Source organism: Pedobacter sp. CG_S7, from assembly GCF_040544395.1.
Taxonomy (GTDB): Bacteria; Bacteroidota; Bacteroidia; order Sphingobacteriales; family Sphingobacteriaceae; genus Pedobacter.
The window spans coordinates 15,549-34,878 of the sequence record NZ_JBEONS010000018.1; the positions used below are offsets into that span (position 1 = coordinate 15,549).

The window sequence follows — 19,330 nt, forward strand, 5'->3', positions numbered from 1 at the left end:
CCATTGCTCCTGATTGCTTCATCGCCTTTGAAAAATAAATTATATTAGAATGACTATAGAGAAAAACATTAGAACAGATTGGACCCTCGAAGAAATTAAGGCCATCTATCATCAACCGTTGCTGGAATTAGTTTATCAGGCAGCTACCGTTCATCGCCTTTGGCATAAGGCTGCTGAAGTGCAGGTCTGTACTTTATTGTCGGTAAAAACCGGTGGCTGTACAGAAGATTGTTCTTACTGCGGACAAGCAGCGCGCTACCATACCGATATTAAGGTAAAGGCATTAATGTCGAGAGAGGAGGTTATTGCTTGTGCTGTTCGGGCTAAGGAGGCGGGCTCTTCGCGTTTTTGCATGGCTGCTGCCTGGCGTGAGGTTAGGGATAACAAGGATTTTGAACGTATCCTGGAAATGGTAGCAGGGGTAAATGACCTCGGCCTTGAGGTTTGTTGTACCCTAGGGATGCTCACCGAACAACAGGCACAGCGTTTACAGCAGGCAGGTTTATATGCTTACAACCACAACCTTGATTCTTCAGCGGGTTTTTATGAAGAGGTTATTACCACCAGAACTTATGGCGACAGGCTAAATACCATTAATCATGTCAGGAAAGCGGGTATAACGGTTTGTTCAGGCGGTATTTTAGGTTTAGGGGAAACACATGAGGATCGCATGGGTATGTTATTAACCCTGGCAACTATGGTTAAACATCCAGAGTCTGTGCCCGTAAATGCATTGGCAAGGGTAGCCGGAACACCATTGGGCGACTTCCCAAAAGTAGATGCCTGGGATATGGTGAGAATGATTGCTACCGCAAGGATTTTAATGCCTGCAGCAATGGTTAGGTTGAGTGCCGGCAGGGCCGAAATGAAGGAAGAGGAGCAGGCCTGGTGTTTTATGGCCGGAGCCAATTCAATTTTCACCAGCGAAAGTGAAACTTTACTGGTAACACCAAATCCAGGCTTCATAGAAGATAAAAAAATGTTCGAAACCCTTGGCTTAAAACCTTTAGTGAAAAAGAAAATAACGGAATAATGAAGACTTTAACACAGCGGGATCAGCAGCATATCTGGCATCCCTATACACAAATGCACACCGCGGCCCCAGCTATTCCGATAGTAAAGGGCAGTGGTGCTTATTTATTTGATGAAAATGGCAAGCGCTACCTCGATGCCATTTCCTCTTGGTGGGTAACCTTGCATGGTCATGCCCATCCTTATATTGCCGAGAAAGTAGCCGCTCAATTGCTGCAACTGGAGCAGGTTATTTTTGCCGGCTTCACCCATCCTCCCGCTATTGAACTGGCCGAAGTATTGCTAGCGCTGCTTCCTCCCGCTCAAAAGAAGGTGTTTTATACCGATAATGGTTCTACTGCCGTAGAAGTCGCCTTAAAAATGTGCCTTCAGTTTTGGAATAATAAAGGCCAGGACAGAAAAAAAGTGCTCGCACTTACAAATGGTTATCATGGCGATACTTTTGGTGCCATGTCTGTGAGTGGCAGAAGTGTGTGGACTAAACCCTTCGAAGGTTTGCTTTTTGAGGCGGTGTTTATTGATCCGCCGACTACAGCGAACCTTCCTGAGCTGAAGTCTTTTATCTCTCATAATGCAGCTGATACGGTTTGTTTTATTTATGAACCCTTGGTTCAGGGTTCTGCCGGAATGTTAATGTACAGTCCTGATTGCTTAGATAGTTTAATGCATCATTGTCGTAAAGAAGGGGTTTTAATGATTCAGGATGAGGTTTTTACCGGTTTTGGTCGTACAGGAAAGAATTTTGCCAGTGATCATTTAAAGGAGTTTCCAGATTTAATGTGTTTTTCTAAAGGACTTACTGGTGGAACTATGCCACTCGGGGTAACTACTTGTAGTCAGGAGATTTATGATGCTTTTCTTTCTGAAAACCAACATAAAGCCCTATACCATGGCCACTCCTTTACCGCCAATCCTTTGGCATGCACGGCAGCTTTGGCCAGCCTGGAACTCTTGCTATGTGCAGAAACACAGGCGCATATTGAACGAATCTGCCAAAAACACAGCGGTTTTTTAATCAAGCTTCAAAAGCATCCGCGCATAAGAACAGTAAGGCAAATAGGTACAATACTCGCCATGGAATGGGAAACAGGCATGGAAACTTCTTACTTTAATGGTTTTCGGGAAAAGCTTTATCCTTATTTTCTGGAAAAAGGGATTTTATTGAGGCCATTGGGAAACATTATCTACTTACTGCCGCCTTATTGTATGAACAATGAAGATTTGGATTATATTTATGTGGCTATTTTATCGGCACTCGAAGAAAATTAGACTTGATTGGCTCTTCCGCTTTAAATTAGGTTAACATTTGATCATATAAACTTCTCTTAACATTAAAAAAACATAGACTACCTAGCTTAGCTGAAAAAAAAATAGTCCATGAGAAAAGTTTATTTAATTGCTGCTGGTTTATTGTTTACACTCGGGCTGAAAGCCCAAGATACGGCTAAAGGATATATTTATGCAGATGTTAATGGTAATAAAAAGCATGACCGGTCAGAAAAAGGCATCAGCAATGTTGCGGTAACCAACGGTAAGGAAGTAGTAGTGTCTAACGAAAAAGGTTATTATGAACTTCCGATAAGTAATGATCAGATTATTGCGGTCATTAAACCTGCAGGTTACAAGGTTCAGGTAAATGAAAATAACCTGCCGCAGTTTTTCTACAACCATAAACCAATGGGTTCTCCTGCTTTAAAATATAAAGGCGTAGCGCCAACTGGTAAACTTCCGGCTTCCATAGATTTTCTATTGACGCCGGTAAAAGAAAATCAAAATTTTACAGCCTTGATTTTTGGTGATCCACAGCCATACAATTTACAAGAGGTTGATTACTTTGATAAAGGGGTGGTTAAAGAAGTGGAAGGAATTAAAAACGTTGCTTTTGGTTTAAGCATGGGCGACCTGGTTGGCAATGATCCTGATCTTTTTAACCCCTACATCAAAGCAATTCAGAAAATAGGTATTCCCTGGTATAACTTAATGGGAAACCATGATATCAATTTTGATGTTACAGATGACAAACTTTCAGATGAGTCTTACGAAGCACATTTTGGTCCCGCAGATTATGCCTTCAATTATGGAAATGTGCATTTTATTGTTTTAGATGACATCATTTATCCTGACCCTAGAGATGGAAAATCCTATTGGGGAGGACTAAGAAAGGACCAGATCGAATTTGTAAAGAACGACTTAAAGTTTGTAGCCAAAGATAAATTAATCGTACTTGCCTTTCATATTCCAATAGATCTAGCTGGAAAAAACGAAAGTTTCAGGGAAGCAGACAGGCTGGCACTTTTCGAACTTTTAGCTGATTTCCCAAATACTTTATCTCTCTCCGCCCATACGCATAACCAAAAGCAAGTTTTCTTTACCGAAAAAGATGGTTGGAAACAAGATAAAGCACACCACCATTATAATGTGGGTACTACATCTGGTAACTGGTATTCAGGAGAATTAAACGAACAAGGGGTTCCGGTTTCTACCATGAGTGATGGTACACCAAAAGGTTATGCTTTTATTAATTTTACAGGTAACCAGTATGATGTGGCTTATAAAGTTGCGGGTAAACCTGAGGCTTATCAAATCGAAATATCGGCACCAAAAGTTATTGAACATAACAAGAAAACTTCGGCTGCTATTTATGCCAATTTCTTTATGGGTGCAGAAAATGATACGGTAGTTTACCGTGTTGATAAGAGCAATTGGAAAAAGATGACCTACGTGCCAGAAAGTGATCCAGCGTTTTTAAATGTTTTGCACAAATGGGACCATACGGAAACTTTATTGTCTGGAAGACGACCGTCTGCAGTAGCAGAAAGTACACATTTATGGAAAGCTGCAGTGCCAAATAAACTTGCCCCAGGTGAACATACCATTGAAGTAAAAGCAACTGACAGGTATGGTAAAAGCTTTACACAAAGTAAAAAGTATAAGATCATTAAGCCTTAAGGTCAAGTTATAGCTGGCCCAGACCTCCTACCGACCTCATTCGCACTTAGTACCGGATTTCCGCTATGAGGTCCGAATGAGGTCGGTAGGAGGTCTGGATAAGGCTGGTGTTAAATACGAGTTAATTAATACTTATTGAAGAGGGTATACTCTTTAAAACAACAGCTTGCATGGGTTGCAGGGTGAGGTAAAAACTAGTTTTCCTTTTTTTTGCAACCCGTTTTTTTGTGAGCAGGTTATAAACATCGGTTTTTTCTGTTGCAGAAACCTTGATGAGAATAGTCTTTTTGGTGGTGTAAGGATTGTAGTAGAGGTATACGGGAAATCTGTTATCCCCATAAAAATCTGTTGCATTTAAATCCAGCTGCAATATTCCTTGCACTTCAGTTTCTTTAACGATACCTCCAAATATGCCTACATGGGCACTGCCGTAAACACTGAATTGAGATACTTCCGGATTTTTCCCCGGTACCCATTTTGGTCCATCACCCTGTGCAACAGGAGCTTTTAAGGAAGTATAGAGGCTGTCGTATGTAGAAGCTTTCGCCATGCCTTCATAAGCAATAACCCCTTTGGTAACGGCTGCATATTCAGGCAGCGTTTGGTGGGCTGCAGGCATATATTGCGGGTAAAAGAACCGGGATGCATTAACCGCATTGAGCATCCATTTGCCAATAGCATTAGCATATTCAGGCTTATATTTAACCAAAGGAACCAGGGGCCATGCGGCATCAAAAGTATTCATTAGAAAGCTATACCCACCATGGTCTACCGTGCTCCCTACTGTACCCGAAATATCAATGCCATTCCAATTACCGGTTAAAAAACCCCAGCCTTCCCGGCAAACGGCAGTACCGTTAAAAGTCCACTCCAGCATTTTTTGGACATCAAAATTCGTTCCCTGTTCCGCATTCATGCGGGCAGCAACATATGCCCCAAAAGGCATTAATAACTCATAAGTCGGGTTAATTTTCTGACTTTCCAAAGCGTTCATCGCATTGATGGCACCTTTCAGGTAACGCGGATCAGCAAATTTAAGGTAGGCTGCATAAAGTACATAAGCATGGCCCGCGGCAGCATCTGCCTGCACGCAGATATTGTTGGTCATGGGCTTCATTTTTCCATAATCAAAATAAGAATAATTATAGTTGCCGTTTAGAATAGAGTCGGCTTTAAAGAACTGCTCCGCAATCGTTTTTGCGATCTTTTCATACTGTGGTTCATCAGGATATTTTTCATATATCGCATAAAAAAGCACATTTGGGTAAACATCATACCACCAATCACGGCCATAACCACCCCCTAAAAGAGCTACCTCTGGTGCTGTATTGTTCATCATGATGTTCCAACCCGTATCACTGTTAAAATAGTTCTTTAACATGCTCACATAATTTATACCACTGGATTTACTTTTGTCAATCCCCACCAGTGAGGCGCCTAATACCGCACCCATATTAGCCAATGCCTCATGAAACATGCCTTTGTTGTTTTCTGGTCCCTGTCTTACATCGCCTATGGCTGTATAAATGCCAACTGTTGGTTGCTTAAAGTTTTTACCTGTGCTATCTATCCATACCAATGGCCAATATTTGCCTTTGCTGTTAAAATTATACACGGTACTGTCAAATTTTAAGGCCATTTCTCTCCAGTCAATAATTTTTAAAGGCTGCGGTACATCCGCCATTTCATTGACCCGTGCAATAGAAATCTGACTTACCTGGGCTTGAGCCAAGCTGGCTATCAAGAGCAATAGCAATAAGGGTTTAAAAATAAATTTCATACTGCGTTAAAGTTAATATTTGTATTATTTAGGTTACGTTAAGTTAACAGAATTTTTAGTCAAGTTAACGAACAATGCCGTTATAAAAAACATAAAGAACAATTAATGGGCTTTTAGCGTTTAAGAGAGGTACTTAAACATATAAATACCATGACCTATAAAGAATTACTTCAAACGCTTGCAAATCAGGCTGCTGTAAATTACAAGGATTACCTGCAAACTAAAATTGAAGCCTTAGTAAATTTAACCGATAACCTTTTGCCAGAAAAAATACAGCAATACAAGGATGCTGCCGAAGGATATGAGAAGAACTTTATCACAGTGCTGGCTATAGTAAAGAAAGAACAGTCGCTTGATCAAAGTGTTACCGAAGAAGATGTTAATAGTTTTCTGATTTAATAGGGTTATTATAATAGCCAAATCTTTGTTAGCTTTGTTAAGATATGCTGTCAAAGAAAACAAAGTACGCTATAAAAGCATTGGTTGCGTTGGGTAAAAATGTACAAAACCCACCTATGCAGATTGTAAGGCTTGCCGAGCAGGAAATGATACCTAGAAAATTCTTAGAACAGATTTTGTTGGATCTTAGGAATGCCGGTTATTTATATAGTAAAAAAGGTGCAGGGGGTGGATATAGTTTAAATAAAGACGCCAAAGATATTTACCTGGTAGATATTTTACGCATTACAGATGGGCCTATAGCCATGGTGCCTTGTGCCAGCATTAAGTTTTATCGAAAATGTGATGAATGCCATGATGAAGTGACGTGTGGCATCCGTAAAACATTTCTTGATGTTAGGGATGCTACGCTCAAAATATTGTCGCACACCTCAATTGCAGATGTTATTGCCCGTGAAAATGAAACGCCTCTAGTAATTGAAAAACCATAAAAGAAAGCTGAAATACCGTTATGAATAAAATGAAGATGGATTTTTTATCTAAAAAAACTTTGAGTGTGGCCTTATTAGCCACATTGCCTTTTTTTGCTTTGGCTCAAAAAGCAAACTGGCAAAATCTTGACCTTAAAACTGACTCAACCTTCGGTATCAGTACTGAAAAAGCGTATAAAGAATTATTGAAAGGCAAAAAAGCAAAGCCAGTAATTGTAGGTATAATTGATGGAGGTGTAGACTTTAATCATGAGGACTTGAAAACTGTACTTTGGAGTAATGCCAAAGAGGTTGCTGATAATGGTAAGGATGATGATAAAAACGGCTATATAGATGATATCCGTGGCTGGAATTTCCTGGGCTCTGCAAAAGGTTCTGTTAATCATGAAACTTTGGAATTAACAAGGATCTTGAGAAGAGATGAAGCTAAATTTGGAAATGTAGATGAAACTGCACTTGCTGCCGCGGATCTTCCCGCCTTCCAAACTTACAAAAAAATGCGTACCGAATATGAAGAGGAACTTTCTGAAGCAAAAAGTGGCCTGATTGGTATCAAGGGTTTTAAAAGTGCAATTGATGCTGTAGTAACAAAAATAGGAAAGGAAGAACCTACTCTTGCAGATTTTGAAAGCTTTAAAACAGAGAACGAAATGGAAGGCCGCATTAAAAATATGATGGCTGCACAATTACAGACACAAAGTTTTAAGGAATTTTATGATGCACAGATTGTAAAAGGCCTGGAGTATTATGAGGGAAAGGTTAACTATAACCTGAACATGGAATTTGACCCGAGACCAGAATTGGTTGGCGATAATTATGCGGATAGCAGAGAACGTGTTTATGGAAATAATGATATCGCAGGTCCGGATGCCAGTCATGGTTCGCATGTTGCGGGTATTGTTGCTGCCGACAGAAACAATGAACTGGGTGTTAAAGGGGTTGCGGATCATGTTTTGATTATGGGCGTTAGGGCTGTTCCTGATGGTGATGAGCGTGATAAAGATGTTGCCAATGCCATTCGCTATGCGGTTGATAATGGTGCAAAAGTATTAAACATGAGTTTTGGTAAAGCTTATTCCTGGGATAAAAAAGTGGTAGATGAGGCGGTAAAATATGCCATGTCTAAAGATGTGCTCATCGTGCAGGCCGCAGGAAATGACAATAAAGACTTAGAGGTTGAAAAAAGTTTCCCTGACCGCAGGTATGAAAGTGGTGGTGCTGCAGGAGCTTATATTGTTGTTGGTGCCTCTGGTTGGGTTGACGATGCTACTTTAAAAGCTACATTTTCTAACTATGGTAAAACTACAGTAGATGTTTTTGCACCTGGTGTAAAAATTAATTCTACTATTCCAGGTTCAAAATATGCTGAATTTGATGGTACGAGTATGGCTTCCCCAGTGGTTGCCGGTCTGGCCGCTTTAATACGTTCTTATTATCCTAAACTTTCTGCGCAACAGGTGAAAGATATTATCCTTAATTCTGTAGTTAAAGTAAACCATGATGTTAATGTAAAAGTAGGTGAGGAAATAAAATCTATTCCCTTTGCCGATTTAAGCGTAACAGGTGGAATTGTTAATGCTTTTAATGCATTAAAATTGGCTGAGGAAAAGAAATAAACCTTATTATTGTACTATATGGAACAACCCTTTCTATAAAAGATAATGGGTTGTTTCGTATTTTACAAATACATTTTGCTTCAATATGACTACTTCTTCTATTGACTTTTTTAAACTATCTCCAATGCCAATGTGGGTCTCTGATGTCAATACCCACGCAATTTTAGAGGTAAATCCTGCTGCTATCCTTTTTTACGGATACGACAGAAGGGAATTTCTGCAAATGACGCTGAAAGATTTTGAAGGAAATGAGGTGCAGACCTTGCTTGATAAAGAAGTCTATACGCATCGGAAAAAAAATGGTTCAAATGTGTACGTGCATTTGGTTTCTAATCTAATGGAATTTCAAAACAAAGAAACTGCTTTGTTTTTGGTTACTGATTTTACTAGCAGTATTGAGAGTGAAAGGAAAATCCGTGAAAGCGCTGAAAGGTTCAATATTGTCTCCAAAGCAACCAGTGATACCATTTGGGATTATACTTTAAGCACGAATCAAATTGTATGGAACCGTGGTATTAAAGGCATATTTGGGCATAAAGAGGTAATTAATCACACCACCAGCATGGATTGGTGGCGTAAGCATATTCATCCCGAAGATCAGCAGCGCGTTTTGGAAACCATGCGTGATAACCTTTGCGATAAAGTTGGCAGGTGGGAAGATGAATACCGTTTTAGGTGTGGTGATGGTAGCTACCGCAATGTTCTTGACCGATACTTCCTTGTTTTTGATGAGTTTGCAGTGCCTGTAAGAATTATCAGTGCCATGGAAGATGTAACCAAAAGGAAGGCGTATATAAAGGCAATTGAAGACCAGAATAAGCGGTTTAAAGAAATAGCCTGGATACAATCTCACATGGTTAGGGCACCTCTGGCCAGAATTATGGCCCTGGTTGATTTGATCAGTAATAATCAGTCTGACCATGATTACCAGGAAATGCTCGGTTATCTATCCAGTTCTGCTCAGGAATTGGATGCGGTGATCATCAATATTGCAGATAAATCACCTAATATTTAAACCTGAACGAGATCGAACTTCTTAAAAGCCCATTTGGACTGGTTATTTTTCGTAAACCACACTTTAAAACTTTGGTTTGGTGGAACGGTGAAATGAAAAGACAATTCTGTTTCTGCAACATCTTTTGGAATGAAACCCGGTAAAAGTGTCTCCGCAATAATTTTTATTTGTTCTTCTTTCATCATATTGCTTTAATTATTTTAGGATTTCTTCTTAAACACATCAGCCAATAGTTCATAAGAATGTAACCTTGCCTGGTGTTCAAAAATATGAGAAGTCGCCATTATTTCATCTACTTGCGTTTGATCTAAAAATGCTTGCAGGTCTTCAGCTATGGTGTCCTTACTTCCTACAAAGGTACAGGAAAGCATTTGATTCACCTGTTCTTGTTCGTATTCATTTAAAACATCGTCAATGCTATTTGCCGGAGGTTGAAGCAACTCTCGTTTTCCGGTAATAATTCCTTTAAATAATCGGTATAACGAAGTGGCTATTTTTTGTGCTTCACCGTCGGTATCTGCAGCAACAACATTAACGCAGGCCAATACATAAGGTGCATCAAGACTTTCAGAGGGTTTAAAATTATCCCTATAAATCTTAATTGCAGTGAGAAATTGTGCTGGTGCAAAATGACTTGCAAAGGCATAAGGTAGACCTAATGCTGCGGCCAGACGGGCACTATCAGTACTGGAACCTAAAATCCAAATGGGGATATCTAATCCTTCACCAGGAACTGCCCTTACGCTGCTCCTGCTGTTGTCGAGAGAAAAGTAAGTTTGTAGTTTTAAGACATCCTGTGGGAAGTTTTGTGCCGCTACCATTCGTTGTTCTCCGCGGATAGCCATTGCAGTTAGTTGATCTGTTCCTGGTGCCCTTCCTAGGCCTAAGTCTATGCGACCAGGAAATAAAGATTCGAGGGTGCCAAATTGTTCTGCAATAATAAGTGGGGAGTGATTAGGAAGCATAATACCTCCTGAACCTACCCTAATGGTTTTGGTTCCTCCTGCAATATAACCAATGACTACCGAAGTTGCTGAACTGGCTACGCTGGCCATATTATGGTGCTCGGCAAGCCAATAACGGGTATAACCCCATTTTTCTACATGCTGAGCCAAATCTAAACTGGTTTTAAAAGTGTCGGCAGGTGTTTTGCCCTCAATTACAGTGGCTAAATCTAATACAGAATAGGGAATGGAACTCAGTTGTTTCTTCATAGGATTGACTTGTGGTTCACAATTTACGGAGTATTTGTGTTAAATAGCTTTTGCCCCGGGGATATGACTTTAAATTGGCAAACGGATTTAGCTTTAATTTTTGGTAATATATTTTTTATTAGATTAATTTTTTTATACACTTGAACGGTTATTGTATAGCTATACTTAAATACTGCCATGTCGATTTTGATAAAAATGCTGAGGTATGCGGGGCTGCTGCTCCTCTTGTTTTCTGGTTTTTACTGTGATGCACAACGTTTTATTCCTGGATTTAGGTTTAGAAAGAAAATAACTTTTGATAAAAATAAAGTCGAGGTTAACCTTGCTAATAAATCTTATCTACTAAATTTCTTTGTGCTCGTTCAAGTGGAACATCCGGACCTTAAATACCTGGAAGATGCATTTGTAAATAAATTGACTAACCCCCAGGGGTTAGATATTTCATTTTCGAGTTCAACAAGTTCTACCGTTCCTTTAAAATTCCAGTTGGAAAGATATGAACCTGCTACGGGAAAATTGATGTGCTGGGTTCTTTTGCCTACGTTAGCGACCAAGGGGAGCAGTGAAATTTCTACTTCAATTTATCTTTACTATGGGGGTAATGAATTGCATGATCCTGGTAGTGCGGCAGTAGAAAGTATGTGGCAGGAAGATTATTATTCCGTACAGCATTTCAATGAAACTGCGGATGGTAAAATTGCCTCTGGTAAGCGGTTCAATGGCGTTTCTGATCAAAAAAATATTGCTGGTCATCCTGATGTGCAATTTTCTTTCTCTGCCTGGATAAAGCTGAATCAGGTTGGTCAGGAACAAATGATTGTTACCAACGATAGTATTGGAATTGGCGGTTATCAGTTGAAAATAAACAGCAATAATAAACTTGTCTTTCAAATTCAAAATTCAGTAAATACACGAACCTTTACCGGAACCTCCTTATTAAAAGTAAATGAATGGCGTTACATAACGATTTCTTGTAGGAGTGATGCCCTCGTTTTTTTGCTTGATGGTAATGTTGAATATTCTAATGCTGTGCTGAATTTAGTAATAGGTTCACCTGGACGAGTGGTTATTGGGGCTAGTAATTTGGCCGACCGTTATTTTAATGGGGTTATAGATGAATTACGAATTGCCAAAATTGCGCGTGAAAAATCATTGTTCATCACTGAATATATCAACCAAAAGGATCCTGCTGCTTTTTGTGCTGTTGGCTCCGAAGAAGAGAACCCAAATATAGCGCCCCTGTCTTTTACTTTCGTTGGTACCAGAGATAGCCGTTGGTTAATTACTGGCAATTGGAGTACAGGCATTTTGCCGGGGAATAATAAAAATATAAGGATTAAGGCCGGTATTACTGCTGATATTCCGGCAAATGTGGTATTGAACAAACTTTTACTGGAAACTGGTGCCCGAATAATTCTTAATGGTAACATGCAAGTGCTCCAAACTACTGAACTGGAAACTGGTGCTGCAATCTCTACCACCGCATCAGTCCTTTTAACGTTTGAGGGGAATGTAAAAAATAATGGGGCTATTGATTTAAGTGCAGTGGCAGCTAAAGTCCTTTTTTTGGGAAACAATGCCAACTTGAATTATTCCGGTACTGGTACAGCAATAGTCTCCTTACTGGAAATAAACCGGCCTGTTGAGGGTTCAATTGTAACTCTTTTGGCTCCCCTGCGGGTTAAAACGACACTGAATTTGTTGAGTGGTACCGTAAATGCTAACGGTAACCTGGTTTTATTAACCAATAATGGTTTTACGGCAGCTGTAAATCCGGTTTTGGGTAATGCCAGCATCATCGGGAATGTACAGGTGCAAAGTTTGATCTCTGGTTCTTTTCCAACTCCGGCAACTGGTCGTGGCTGGAGATTATTGAGCTCTCCGGTAAGGCATAGTGGCAATCCTGGGAATTACCAATACCAACTGCAGGCTATCAGTACCAGTATTTTTGTGACCGGTAAGGGTGGTGCTGTCAATGGTTTTGACCCATCACCAAACAATGGTGCAACAATTTATACCCATAATCAAGCATTACCGGGTGCCCTGGCCCAGAAATATATGGCTATCCCTCATATTCAAATGCAAATTCCTGTTGGAAAAGGATTTTTTGTGTATTCAAGGGGTAACAAACTTTTGCCAAATGCTTATCAGAATCAAATTCAAAGTCCGCCTTTTGCCAATGCAGCACCCTATACCATTACCTATATTGGGCCTTTATTTACGGGTGATTTGCTGGTTGAGGTTTTTAATAACAATAATGGTGCAGTGGGAGATGGCTTTAATCTTTTGGGTAACCCTTATGCAGCACCGATAAGATGGGGAAGTTTGTTGAAAGTAAATGTAGGCCCCTTTATTTGGTTTTATGATCCGCTTAATAATAATTACCGTGTTTCCAGCAATCCAGAGGAGATTATTCAACCTGGAACAGGTTTTTTTATTAAGGTAAATCAGGGTTTTACTTCTGGTTCGGTAGGGTTTAATGAAAATAGTAAAGTAATTCAATAAGGATGAAAGCACAAGTATTATGGGTAGCCTTTGTTTGTTTTTTCCTAAACAGTGCTGAAGCCCAAATTCAAGAAAACCGCTTAACCTTACGGTTAACAAAAGATGTTTTTTCGGATAGTTTCCTGTTAGTTTTTAAGGAAAATGGGAAGGAGGCAATAGATGATCAGGATGCACAGAAAATTGGCGATGGCTATGTGAGTATTTCAAGTCTCCATAGCAAAGAAATTAAACTGGCGATTGAGGAAAGGGCCTATCCAACGCAAAATATAGAAATGGCGCTGTTTGTGAAAGGATATGAAACGGGTTATTACCACTTGTTTGTGGAAGCAACGGATTTTAAAGGTACAGGAATCAGGCTCACTTTATATGATAAATTGCTCAACAAGAAAACGCCGATCCTTTTTAATGGAATAACCTGTTATGGGTTTACCATAGATTTGGCAGTATTAGAAAGTCAGGGCGGAAACCGATTTTCTATGCAATTCAATAAAGTCAGCAAAAATCCATCACTCTCTGTTGTTGAAGGGGCCTTAATGGCCTTTCCAAATCCTTTTCGGGATAACTTATTCCTTGATGTAAAAGATAACCATACCCCATTGGTAGAAATACGGCTAAAGGATCTGATGGGGAGGATAGTCTGGCGCAGAGAATTCAATGAGGTCCAGAAAAATGATGTTTTGACTTTGGAAGGGCTGCAACTGATTCCCGGAATGTATTTATTGGAGTGGAGGGATCGAAATGATCCTAAGAAATTTAAAACCTTAAAAATAATGAAGCATTGACTTGCTTACAAAAACACTTATGATAGCTTCATCACCTTTGAAAAAATAAATTATGCTCCTAAAAAAAATGATACTAATGATGGTCCTGACTTTAATGCTTTTACCTGTTTTAGCTCAGAACCCAGGCGTTCCGGGTGGCGACCCTGATGGGCCAGTTCCCATAGATGGTGGTATTTTCCTGTTAATGGCTTTAGGGTTTCGTTATGGCCTAAAATCAATCAAAAGAAACCGATAGTCTAAGAGAAGGATTCCTTAAACCAGGATTCCTTCTCTTTTTAAAATGTAGTTATAAATGCCTTCTATTGGTTTTTGTAAGATCGTGCCTATTTCTATCCCATTTGTTTTACAAACCTCACGGAGGATATTTTGATAGTAATAGGCAATGGAACCCACAAAGTGGCACTTCAATGTTTTATGATTACTGTAATCTTTAATATTTGTTTTCACAAATTCCTGAAATACCTCATTAATCAGCTTTATAATGAATGGATGATCTAGATGGTTGGTCATGAACTTGCTGAGGGAAGCCAGGTAAGTGTTGGGAAATGGATTTTGATAAACATTAGTGATAACGGTTTCCTTGTCTATTTTATATTCTTCAGCAAACAAAACCCCTAATTCTTTAGGCATGTGGCCATAAAGATAGCTGGTGACCAGTTTTTTCCCCAAATGTGTTCCAGCACCTTCGTCTCCCAATACGTATCCTAAGCCATGTTTGCTGGGGATTACATTTTTACCGTCGTAATAAGAGATGTTTGAGCCGGTGCCCAAAATACAGGTTAAGCCTGGTATATCTCCACAGGTTGCATACGCAGAGCCTACAAGATCGTTTTCTACACAAATAAAGGCATTTGTGAAAAATAAGGACAAACCGTTAGAAATCACCTCATGCTTATCAGGGGAAGAACATCCTGAGCCAAAAAAATAAATCTCTTTAACATCATCAGGATTAAAGCCAAGGTCTTTCTTCTTTGAAAAAAGTTTATATATATCCTGGGCATTGAGAAAGTATGGGTTTATTCCTTGTGTATGAAATCGAATTGGTTCATCAGGACTGTATCCCATCCAGTCTGTTTTAGAGGAACCGCTATCTGCAACTAAAATCATTTGCTAAATTTAAACATCTTATTGAATATTCAAAGTGCCACTGATTTCTTTTAGACTTATTTCTGTTAATTTAGCCTGATGCTGTGCATCCAGAAATCTGGTGATAGCTTGAATTGAATTTCTTTGTGCTTCTCTAAGTTCAAGAGGGGCAATACTTCCCAGTCTGTATTTGTCAAATGTAATGGCTAGATTTTGTTTGGCAATTTCAATATTTCCCTGTTCTACTTTAAGTAGGTCTAGGTTAGTTTGGTAATCCTGGTAAGCCCTTAAGAGGGTAGCACTAATGGTTTGCTGGGTTTTTTCCAGTGTCAGCTGAGATGAATTGATCCCTATTTTTGCATTGCGCTCGTTTTGCCGCTGCAAAAAACCATTGAAAATATTAATGCTGGCAGTTATCCCATAAGTAAGACCACGAGCTTGAAATTCCTTGTTAAATCCAGTAGGGTTGGTATTTCTTGAAAACCCATAGCCGCCATTTAAAGCAACAACAGGATATCGTTGTGCTTTTACTTCTTTTAAAGAAAGTTCAGCTACTTTTTTATTGATAAATGCGTTTTGTAAAACTGGATTAAGCAATAAAGTAGCCTCCTGAAGTTTCGAATAAAGGAGCTGGTCGTTGATCGCTATTTCCTCCCGTACCCTTATTTTGAGGTTTAAATCTCTGGCCATTACCTGGTTTAAATTAACAATAGCATTTTGTACCAAGTTTTTTTGTTGTAATAAAGCAGAGGTGTCGGTATTATAATCAACAGTTGCAGTAAGTACATCAAGTTTTGAACCTTTGCCGATTTGTAATTTGTTTTGAGCGATGCGTACACGAAACCTGGAAATATCCAAAGCACTGTCTGTAGCCGCAACTAACTGTTGCTGCCTTACCAAATCATAATAAGCATTGATGACTTGTGCAATGGTACTCAGTACGATTGCTTTTTCATTTACTTCTCCAAGTTTTTGCAGTTCCTTTAATTTATCATAGGTAGCAAACATCTTTAAGCCATCAAAAATGGTCCAGCCCATGTCAACACCGTAATTCATATTTGTGTTTCTAACACCATCGGCGTTTCTCTCCTCACCTGTAGAGGTGATTTGAGTGGTATTTTGATTACTGCCGCCCTCGCTAAAGTTACCCTGTAAGGCTGGGAGAATACCCGCATTACCATAGCTAACATTGTTTTTTGCGATTTGAACATCATTGTTCACTAGCTTGATGTCATAGTTGTTTTTCAGCGATAGGGCAATAGCTTCTTTCAGCGACAAATATTCCTGTGCACTTGCATTATTGAAATTGCTGGCCAAAAATAAAAGTAAGATAAATTTATACTGTTTCATTGCTTTCAATTTCAGATATGGCCTTTAAAGATTCTTTAAGTTCGGTGTTTTCCTTATGCTCCGATGACCAATAAGAATAGATGGCAGGAATTACAAATAAGGTAAGAATAAGAGAGAAAGTTGTACCACCAACAATTACTATCCCCATTCCCATACGACTTTTTGCTGCGGCACCTAAAGCCATTGCAATTGGAAGGGCACCTATGGCAATGGCCAGACTGGTCATTAATATTGGTCTTAACCTTGAAACCGAAGCTTCCCGGATAGCCACGTCCACACTTTTGCCTTGTTCTTTCAGTTGATTTGCAAACTCCAAAATCAGGATCCCGTTTTTTGTTACCAAGCCAATGAGCATAATGGTGCCGATCTGACTAAAAATATTCCAGCTTTGTCCAAACAACCAGAGCGATAAAAATGCACCAGCAACGGCCATAGGTACAGTTAAGATAATGATTGCCGGATCTTTAAAGCTTTCAAATTGTGCTGATAAAATGAGGTAGACCAATAATATAGCCAGTCCGAATGCAAAAAGGGTGTTCGAGGAACTTTCTTTAAAATCCCTTGATTCTCCGCCAAGATCGGTTGAAAATGTTTCATCCAGCACCTTTTTAGAAATCCTGTCCATGGCAGCTATCCCATCACCAATACTTTTACCAGGTGCCAGGCCTGCTGATACTGTTGCAGCACTGAAACGGTTGTTACGGTATAATTGCGGCGGACTACTCTCTTCTCTGGCGGTCACTACGTTATCAAGTTGTATCAGTTCTTGTTTATTATTTCTCACATATACAGAACTTAAATCCAGGGGATCCTTGCGGTTAGCAACCTCAAACTGTCCGATAACCTGGTATTGCTTGCCATTCATGAAAAAGTAAGAAAACCTTTGTCCGCTTAAGCCCAATTGTAATGCTGTGCCAATATCTTGCACAGAAACACCCAGGTTTTTTGCCTTTGCACGATCAATTGTCAGGTTGATTTCCGGTTTATTAAACTTCAAGTTCACATCCGAAGTGGTAAAGGTGGGGTCGTTTGATACTTCTTCCATAAACAGGGGCACTTTGTCCCTTAACTTTTCAAAGTTCTGTGCCTGAATAATGTAGTTTACTGGCAGGCCACCTCTTCTTCCAACAGCAATGGTGGGTTGTTGGGTAACCACCACTTTTCCTTCCGTATATTTTCTAGTGATATTGGTAAGGCTGGCAGCAATTTCTGCTTGTGAGCGATCACGGTCTCCAGGTTTAAGAAAACCCATTCTTACAAATCCACTATTGGCAGAGCCAGTACCGCCAAAACCTGGGGAGGTAATGGAAATGTTTATCAAGTTTTCAGGTACTGAATCTTTCACCATCTGGGTAATTTTCGACATAAAGCGGTCCGTGTAAGCAAAGGAAGTTCCTTCAGGAGTGGAAACGTTCATGTTGATGGCACTACGGTCATCGTAAGGTGCTGTTTCTTTGGGTAAGATATTCCAAAACAAGGCAATTAAACCAACGCAGACCAACAATATTGGGACAGAGAGCCATTTTCTTTTTAAGAATTTATTAAGATTTGTGGCGTAGTTTTCATTCAGTTTAGCAAAATAAGGTTCTGTCATATTATAGAACTTTGACTTCTTGTGCCCTGTTTTTTTCATCAGGTAAGCATTCAGCATCGGTGTTAAGGTAAGCGATACGAATGCCGAAATGAGCACCGCGGCACCAATCACGATGCCAAACTCCCTAAACAGCCGGCCTACAAAACCTTCCAAAAATATGACGGGTAAAAATACCGCCGCAAGCGTTATGGAAATAGAGATAACAGCAAAGAAAATCTCATTGGTTCCTTTTATTGCTGCCTCAAAAGGGGAGTAGCCTTCTTCTACTTTTTTAAAGATGTTTTCCGTGACCACAATTCCATCATCCACCACCAGCCCTGTAGCCAGAACGATAGCTAGTAATGACAGTACATTGATGGAAAACCCAAAAATGTACATGATGAAAAAGGTGAAAATTAACGACACCGGAATATCGATGAGTGGCCTGATGGCGATGGCCCAATCTCTAAAAAACAAGTAAATGATCAGGATGACCAGCACAAGTGAAATTAAAATAGTTTCAGCAACTTCAGTCACTGAGCTTTTAATAAAGCTGGTGTTATCTAATGAAATATTAAGTTTGATATCCTTAGGAATATCTTTCTGCAATTGCGCAAATCTTTTATAGAACTCTTCTGAAATTTCCAGGTAATTAGCTCCAGGCTGTGGTACCAGTCCAACAGCTACCATTGGTTTTCCAGATTCCCTCAGTACAGTTTCCTCATTTTCAGAACCTAGTACAGCAAAACCAATGTCTTTCAACTGAACCACGTTATTAGAATCGTTTTTTAAGATCAGGTCGTTAAATTCTTGCTCGGTGGTTAGTTTACCTAATGTTTTTACCACAAGTTCTGTGCTTTCACCAGTAATTTTACCCGACGGCAATTCCACGTTTTCGGTGTTTAAAGCAGTAACTATGTCTTGTGAAGTTAAACCATAAGCCGCTAATTTATCAGGGTCTATCCTGATGCGCATGGCATATTTTCTTTGACCCATGATTTGTACACCGCTTACACCAGAAATTGTTTGCAGTCGATCGGCAATAACATTCTCCGCAAAATCACTCAATTCCATCACATTACGTTGATCACTTTGAACAGTCATTATGATTACGGCATCTGAATTGGCATCGGCCTTGCTCACTACTGGGTTTCCATCAATATCTTTAGGTAAATTTCTTGCTGCCTGAGACACTTTATCGCGAACGTCATTAGCGGCGTCGTCAATATTTTTATTCAGGTTAAACTCAATAGTAATATTGCTGCTTCCCTGGTTGCTGGAAGAGGAGATATTTCTAATTCCGTCAATTCCATTGATAGATTTCTCCAGCGGTTCTGTAATCTGGGATTCAATAATGTCTGCATTAGCTCCAGGATAAGATGTACGCACGGAAACAACCGTAGGGTCAATATTAGGATACTCCCTAACGCCAAGAAAAGTATAGCCGATGACGCCAAAGAGCAGAATCATCAGGTTCATCACTATAGCCAGAACTGGCCTTTTTATACTGGTGGTTGAAATACTCATGTTGCTGCTGT

General features: G+C 39.7%; 16 protein-coding genes. 10 read left to right on the top strand and 6 right to left on the bottom strand.

The features are described from left to right. The first annotated feature begins 49 nt into the window (after positions 1 to 49). From bioB to AAKU52_RS10865, 3 genes are all read left to right on the top strand, one after another. Positions 50 to 1,033, top strand: a complete 984-nt coding sequence (gene bioB, locus AAKU52_RS10855; protein ID WP_354333275.1) for a biotin synthase BioB — start codon at positions 50 to 52, stop codon at positions 1,031 to 1,033. Then, positions 1,033 to 2,301 (top strand): adenosylmethionine--8-amino-7-oxononanoate transaminase, encoded by a 1,269-nt coding sequence (bioA, locus tag AAKU52_RS10860; RefSeq protein ID WP_354333277.1) that lies wholly within the window; start codon positions 1,033 to 1,035, stop codon positions 2,299 to 2,301. Before bioB ends, bioA begins: the two co-directional genes overlap by 1 nt. A 108-nt stretch (positions 2,302 to 2,409) precedes the next feature. Next, complete coding sequence (locus AAKU52_RS10865) at positions 2,410 to 3,981, top strand: calcineurin-like phosphoesterase C-terminal domain-containing protein (RefSeq protein WP_354333279.1); 1,572 nt, start codon at positions 2,410 to 2,412, stop codon at positions 3,979 to 3,981. A 121-nt stretch (positions 3,982 to 4,102) separates the two neighbouring features. Here the strand turns inward: AAKU52_RS10865 and AAKU52_RS10870 are convergent, their stop codons facing one another. Continuing rightward, entirely contained in the window at positions 4,103 to 5,761 is a 1,659-nt protein-coding gene (locus tag AAKU52_RS10870; RefSeq protein ID WP_354333282.1) for a hypothetical protein, read from the bottom strand. Positions 5,762 to 5,911: 150 nt separating this feature from the next. On the opposite strand from AAKU52_RS10870, the gene AAKU52_RS10875 reads away from it, so the two are divergent. From AAKU52_RS10875 to AAKU52_RS10890, 4 genes are all read left to right on the top strand, one after another. Then, positions 5,912 to 6,160 (top strand): hypothetical protein, encoded by a 249-nt coding sequence (locus AAKU52_RS10875; protein WP_354333284.1) that lies wholly within the window; start codon positions 5,912 to 5,914, stop codon positions 6,158 to 6,160. A gap of 44 nt (positions 6,161 to 6,204) precedes the next feature. After that, positions 6,205 to 6,651: an RrF2 family transcriptional regulator gene (locus AAKU52_RS10880; protein ID WP_354333286.1), complete on the top strand. Its 447-nt coding sequence runs from the start codon at positions 6,205 to 6,207 to the stop codon at positions 6,649 to 6,651. Positions 6,652 to 6,671: 20 nt separating this feature from the next. After that, positions 6,672 to 8,267 (top strand): S8 family peptidase, encoded by a 1,596-nt coding sequence (locus AAKU52_RS10885; RefSeq protein WP_354333288.1) that lies wholly within the window; start codon positions 6,672 to 6,674, stop codon positions 8,265 to 8,267. A gap of 85 nt (positions 8,268 to 8,352) precedes the next feature. After that, positions 8,353 to 9,282 carry a PAS domain-containing protein gene (locus AAKU52_RS10890; protein WP_354333290.1) on the top strand — a complete coding sequence of 310 codons (930 nt, stop codon included), beginning with the start codon at positions 8,353 to 8,355 and terminating at the stop codon, positions 9,280 to 9,282. On the opposite strand, the gene AAKU52_RS10895 is transcribed toward AAKU52_RS10890, so the two are convergent. Further along, positions 9,279 to 9,467, bottom strand: a complete 189-nt coding sequence (locus AAKU52_RS10895) for a hypothetical protein (protein ID WP_354333292.1) — start codon at positions 9,465 to 9,467, stop codon at positions 9,279 to 9,281. The genes AAKU52_RS10890 and AAKU52_RS10895 overlap by 4 nt on opposite strands. 15 nt (positions 9,468 to 9,482) lie before the next feature. Then, on the bottom strand, positions 9,483 to 10,496 hold the full coding sequence (locus tag AAKU52_RS10900; RefSeq protein ID WP_354333295.1) for an LLM class flavin-dependent oxidoreductase: 1,014 nt from the start codon (positions 10,494 to 10,496) through the stop codon (positions 9,483 to 9,485). 177 nt (positions 10,497 to 10,673) lie between these two features. Here AAKU52_RS10900 and AAKU52_RS10905 point away from each other — a divergent pair, with 177 nt between their 5' ends. The 3 genes from AAKU52_RS10905 to AAKU52_RS10915 all read left to right on the top strand — a co-directional run bounded on the left by AAKU52_RS10905 (position 10,674) and on the right by AAKU52_RS10915 (position 14,018). Beyond that, a complete protein-coding gene (locus AAKU52_RS10905) occupies positions 10,674 to 13,001 on the top strand; it encodes a LamG-like jellyroll fold domain-containing protein (protein ID WP_354333297.1) in 2,328 nt (775 codons plus the stop codon). Positions 13,002 to 13,003: 2 nt separating this feature from the next. Then, complete coding sequence (locus tag AAKU52_RS10910) at positions 13,004 to 13,783, top strand: T9SS type A sorting domain-containing protein (protein WP_354333299.1); 780 nt, start codon at positions 13,004 to 13,006, stop codon at positions 13,781 to 13,783. Between the two features lie 67 nt (positions 13,784 to 13,850). Continuing rightward, the gene (locus AAKU52_RS10915; RefSeq protein WP_502931027.1) at positions 13,851 to 14,018 is read left to right on the top strand and encodes a PID-CTERM protein-sorting domain-containing protein; all 168 of its coding nucleotides are present in this window, start codon (positions 13,851 to 13,853) and stop codon (positions 14,016 to 14,018) included. Positions 14,019 to 14,035: 17 nt separating this feature from the next. Here the strand turns inward: AAKU52_RS10915 and AAKU52_RS10920 are convergent, their stop codons facing one another. From AAKU52_RS10920 to AAKU52_RS10930, 3 genes are read right to left on the bottom strand one after another with little or no spacing between them, the layout of a single operon-like run. Then, entirely contained in the window at positions 14,036 to 14,890 is an 855-nt protein-coding gene (locus tag AAKU52_RS10920; RefSeq protein ID WP_354333303.1) for an N-acetylglucosamine kinase, read from the bottom strand. An 18-nt stretch (positions 14,891 to 14,908) separates the two neighbouring features. Continuing rightward, complete coding sequence (locus AAKU52_RS10925; RefSeq protein WP_354333306.1) at positions 14,909 to 16,219, bottom strand: TolC family protein; 1,311 nt, start codon at positions 16,217 to 16,219, stop codon at positions 14,909 to 14,911. Further along, entirely contained in the window at positions 16,206 to 19,319 is a 3,114-nt protein-coding gene (locus tag AAKU52_RS10930; RefSeq protein WP_354333308.1) for an efflux RND transporter permease subunit, read from the bottom strand. The genes AAKU52_RS10925 and AAKU52_RS10930 overlap by 14 nt, the downstream gene beginning before the upstream one ends. Positions 19,320 to 19,330 lie beyond the last annotated feature (11 nt).

What these genes read in the sequence shown, in the direction of transcription:
- bioB (WP_354333275.1), top strand. Translation starts at nt 50, where the DNA reads ATGACTATAGAGAAAAACATTAGAACAGATTGGACCCTCGAAGAAATT.
- bioA (WP_354333277.1), top strand. Translation starts at nt 1,033, where the DNA reads ATGAAGACTTTAACACAGCGGGATCAGCAGCATATCTGGCATCCCTAT.
- AAKU52_RS10865 (WP_354333279.1), top strand. Translation starts at nt 2,410, where the DNA reads ATGAGAAAAGTTTATTTAATTGCTGCTGGTTTATTGTTTACACTCGGG.
- AAKU52_RS10870 (WP_354333282.1), bottom strand. Translation starts at nt 5,761, where the DNA reads ATGAAATTTATTTTTAAACCCTTATTGCTATTGCTCTTGATAGCCAGC.
- AAKU52_RS10875 (WP_354333284.1), top strand. Translation starts at nt 5,912, where the DNA reads ATGACCTATAAAGAATTACTTCAAACGCTTGCAAATCAGGCTGCTGTA.
- AAKU52_RS10880 (WP_354333286.1), top strand. Translation starts at nt 6,205, where the DNA reads ATGCTGTCAAAGAAAACAAAGTACGCTATAAAAGCATTGGTTGCGTTG.
- AAKU52_RS10885 (WP_354333288.1), top strand. Translation starts at nt 6,672, where the DNA reads ATGAATAAAATGAAGATGGATTTTTTATCTAAAAAAACTTTGAGTGTG.
- AAKU52_RS10890 (WP_354333290.1), top strand. Translation starts at nt 8,353, where the DNA reads ATGACTACTTCTTCTATTGACTTTTTTAAACTATCTCCAATGCCAATG.
- AAKU52_RS10895 (WP_354333292.1), bottom strand. Translation starts at nt 9,467, where the DNA reads ATGATGAAAGAAGAACAAATAAAAATTATTGCGGAGACACTTTTACCG.
- AAKU52_RS10900 (WP_354333295.1), bottom strand. Translation starts at nt 10,496, where the DNA reads ATGAAGAAACAACTGAGTTCCATTCCCTATTCTGTATTAGATTTAGCC.
- AAKU52_RS10905 (WP_354333297.1), top strand. Translation starts at nt 10,674, where the DNA reads ATGTCGATTTTGATAAAAATGCTGAGGTATGCGGGGCTGCTGCTCCTC.
- AAKU52_RS10910 (WP_354333299.1), top strand. Translation starts at nt 13,004, where the DNA reads ATGAAAGCACAAGTATTATGGGTAGCCTTTGTTTGTTTTTTCCTAAAC.
- AAKU52_RS10915 (WP_502931027.1), top strand. Translation starts at nt 13,851, where the DNA reads ATGATACTAATGATGGTCCTGACTTTAATGCTTTTACCTGTTTTAGCT.
- AAKU52_RS10920 (WP_354333303.1), bottom strand. Translation starts at nt 14,890, where the DNA reads ATGATTTTAGTTGCAGATAGCGGTTCCTCTAAAACAGACTGGATGGGA.
- AAKU52_RS10925 (WP_354333306.1), bottom strand. Translation starts at nt 16,219, where the DNA reads ATGAAACAGTATAAATTTATCTTACTTTTATTTTTGGCCAGCAATTTC.
- AAKU52_RS10930 (WP_354333308.1), bottom strand. Translation starts at nt 19,319, where the DNA reads ATGAGTATTTCAACCACCAGTATAAAAAGGCCAGTTCTGGCTATAGTG.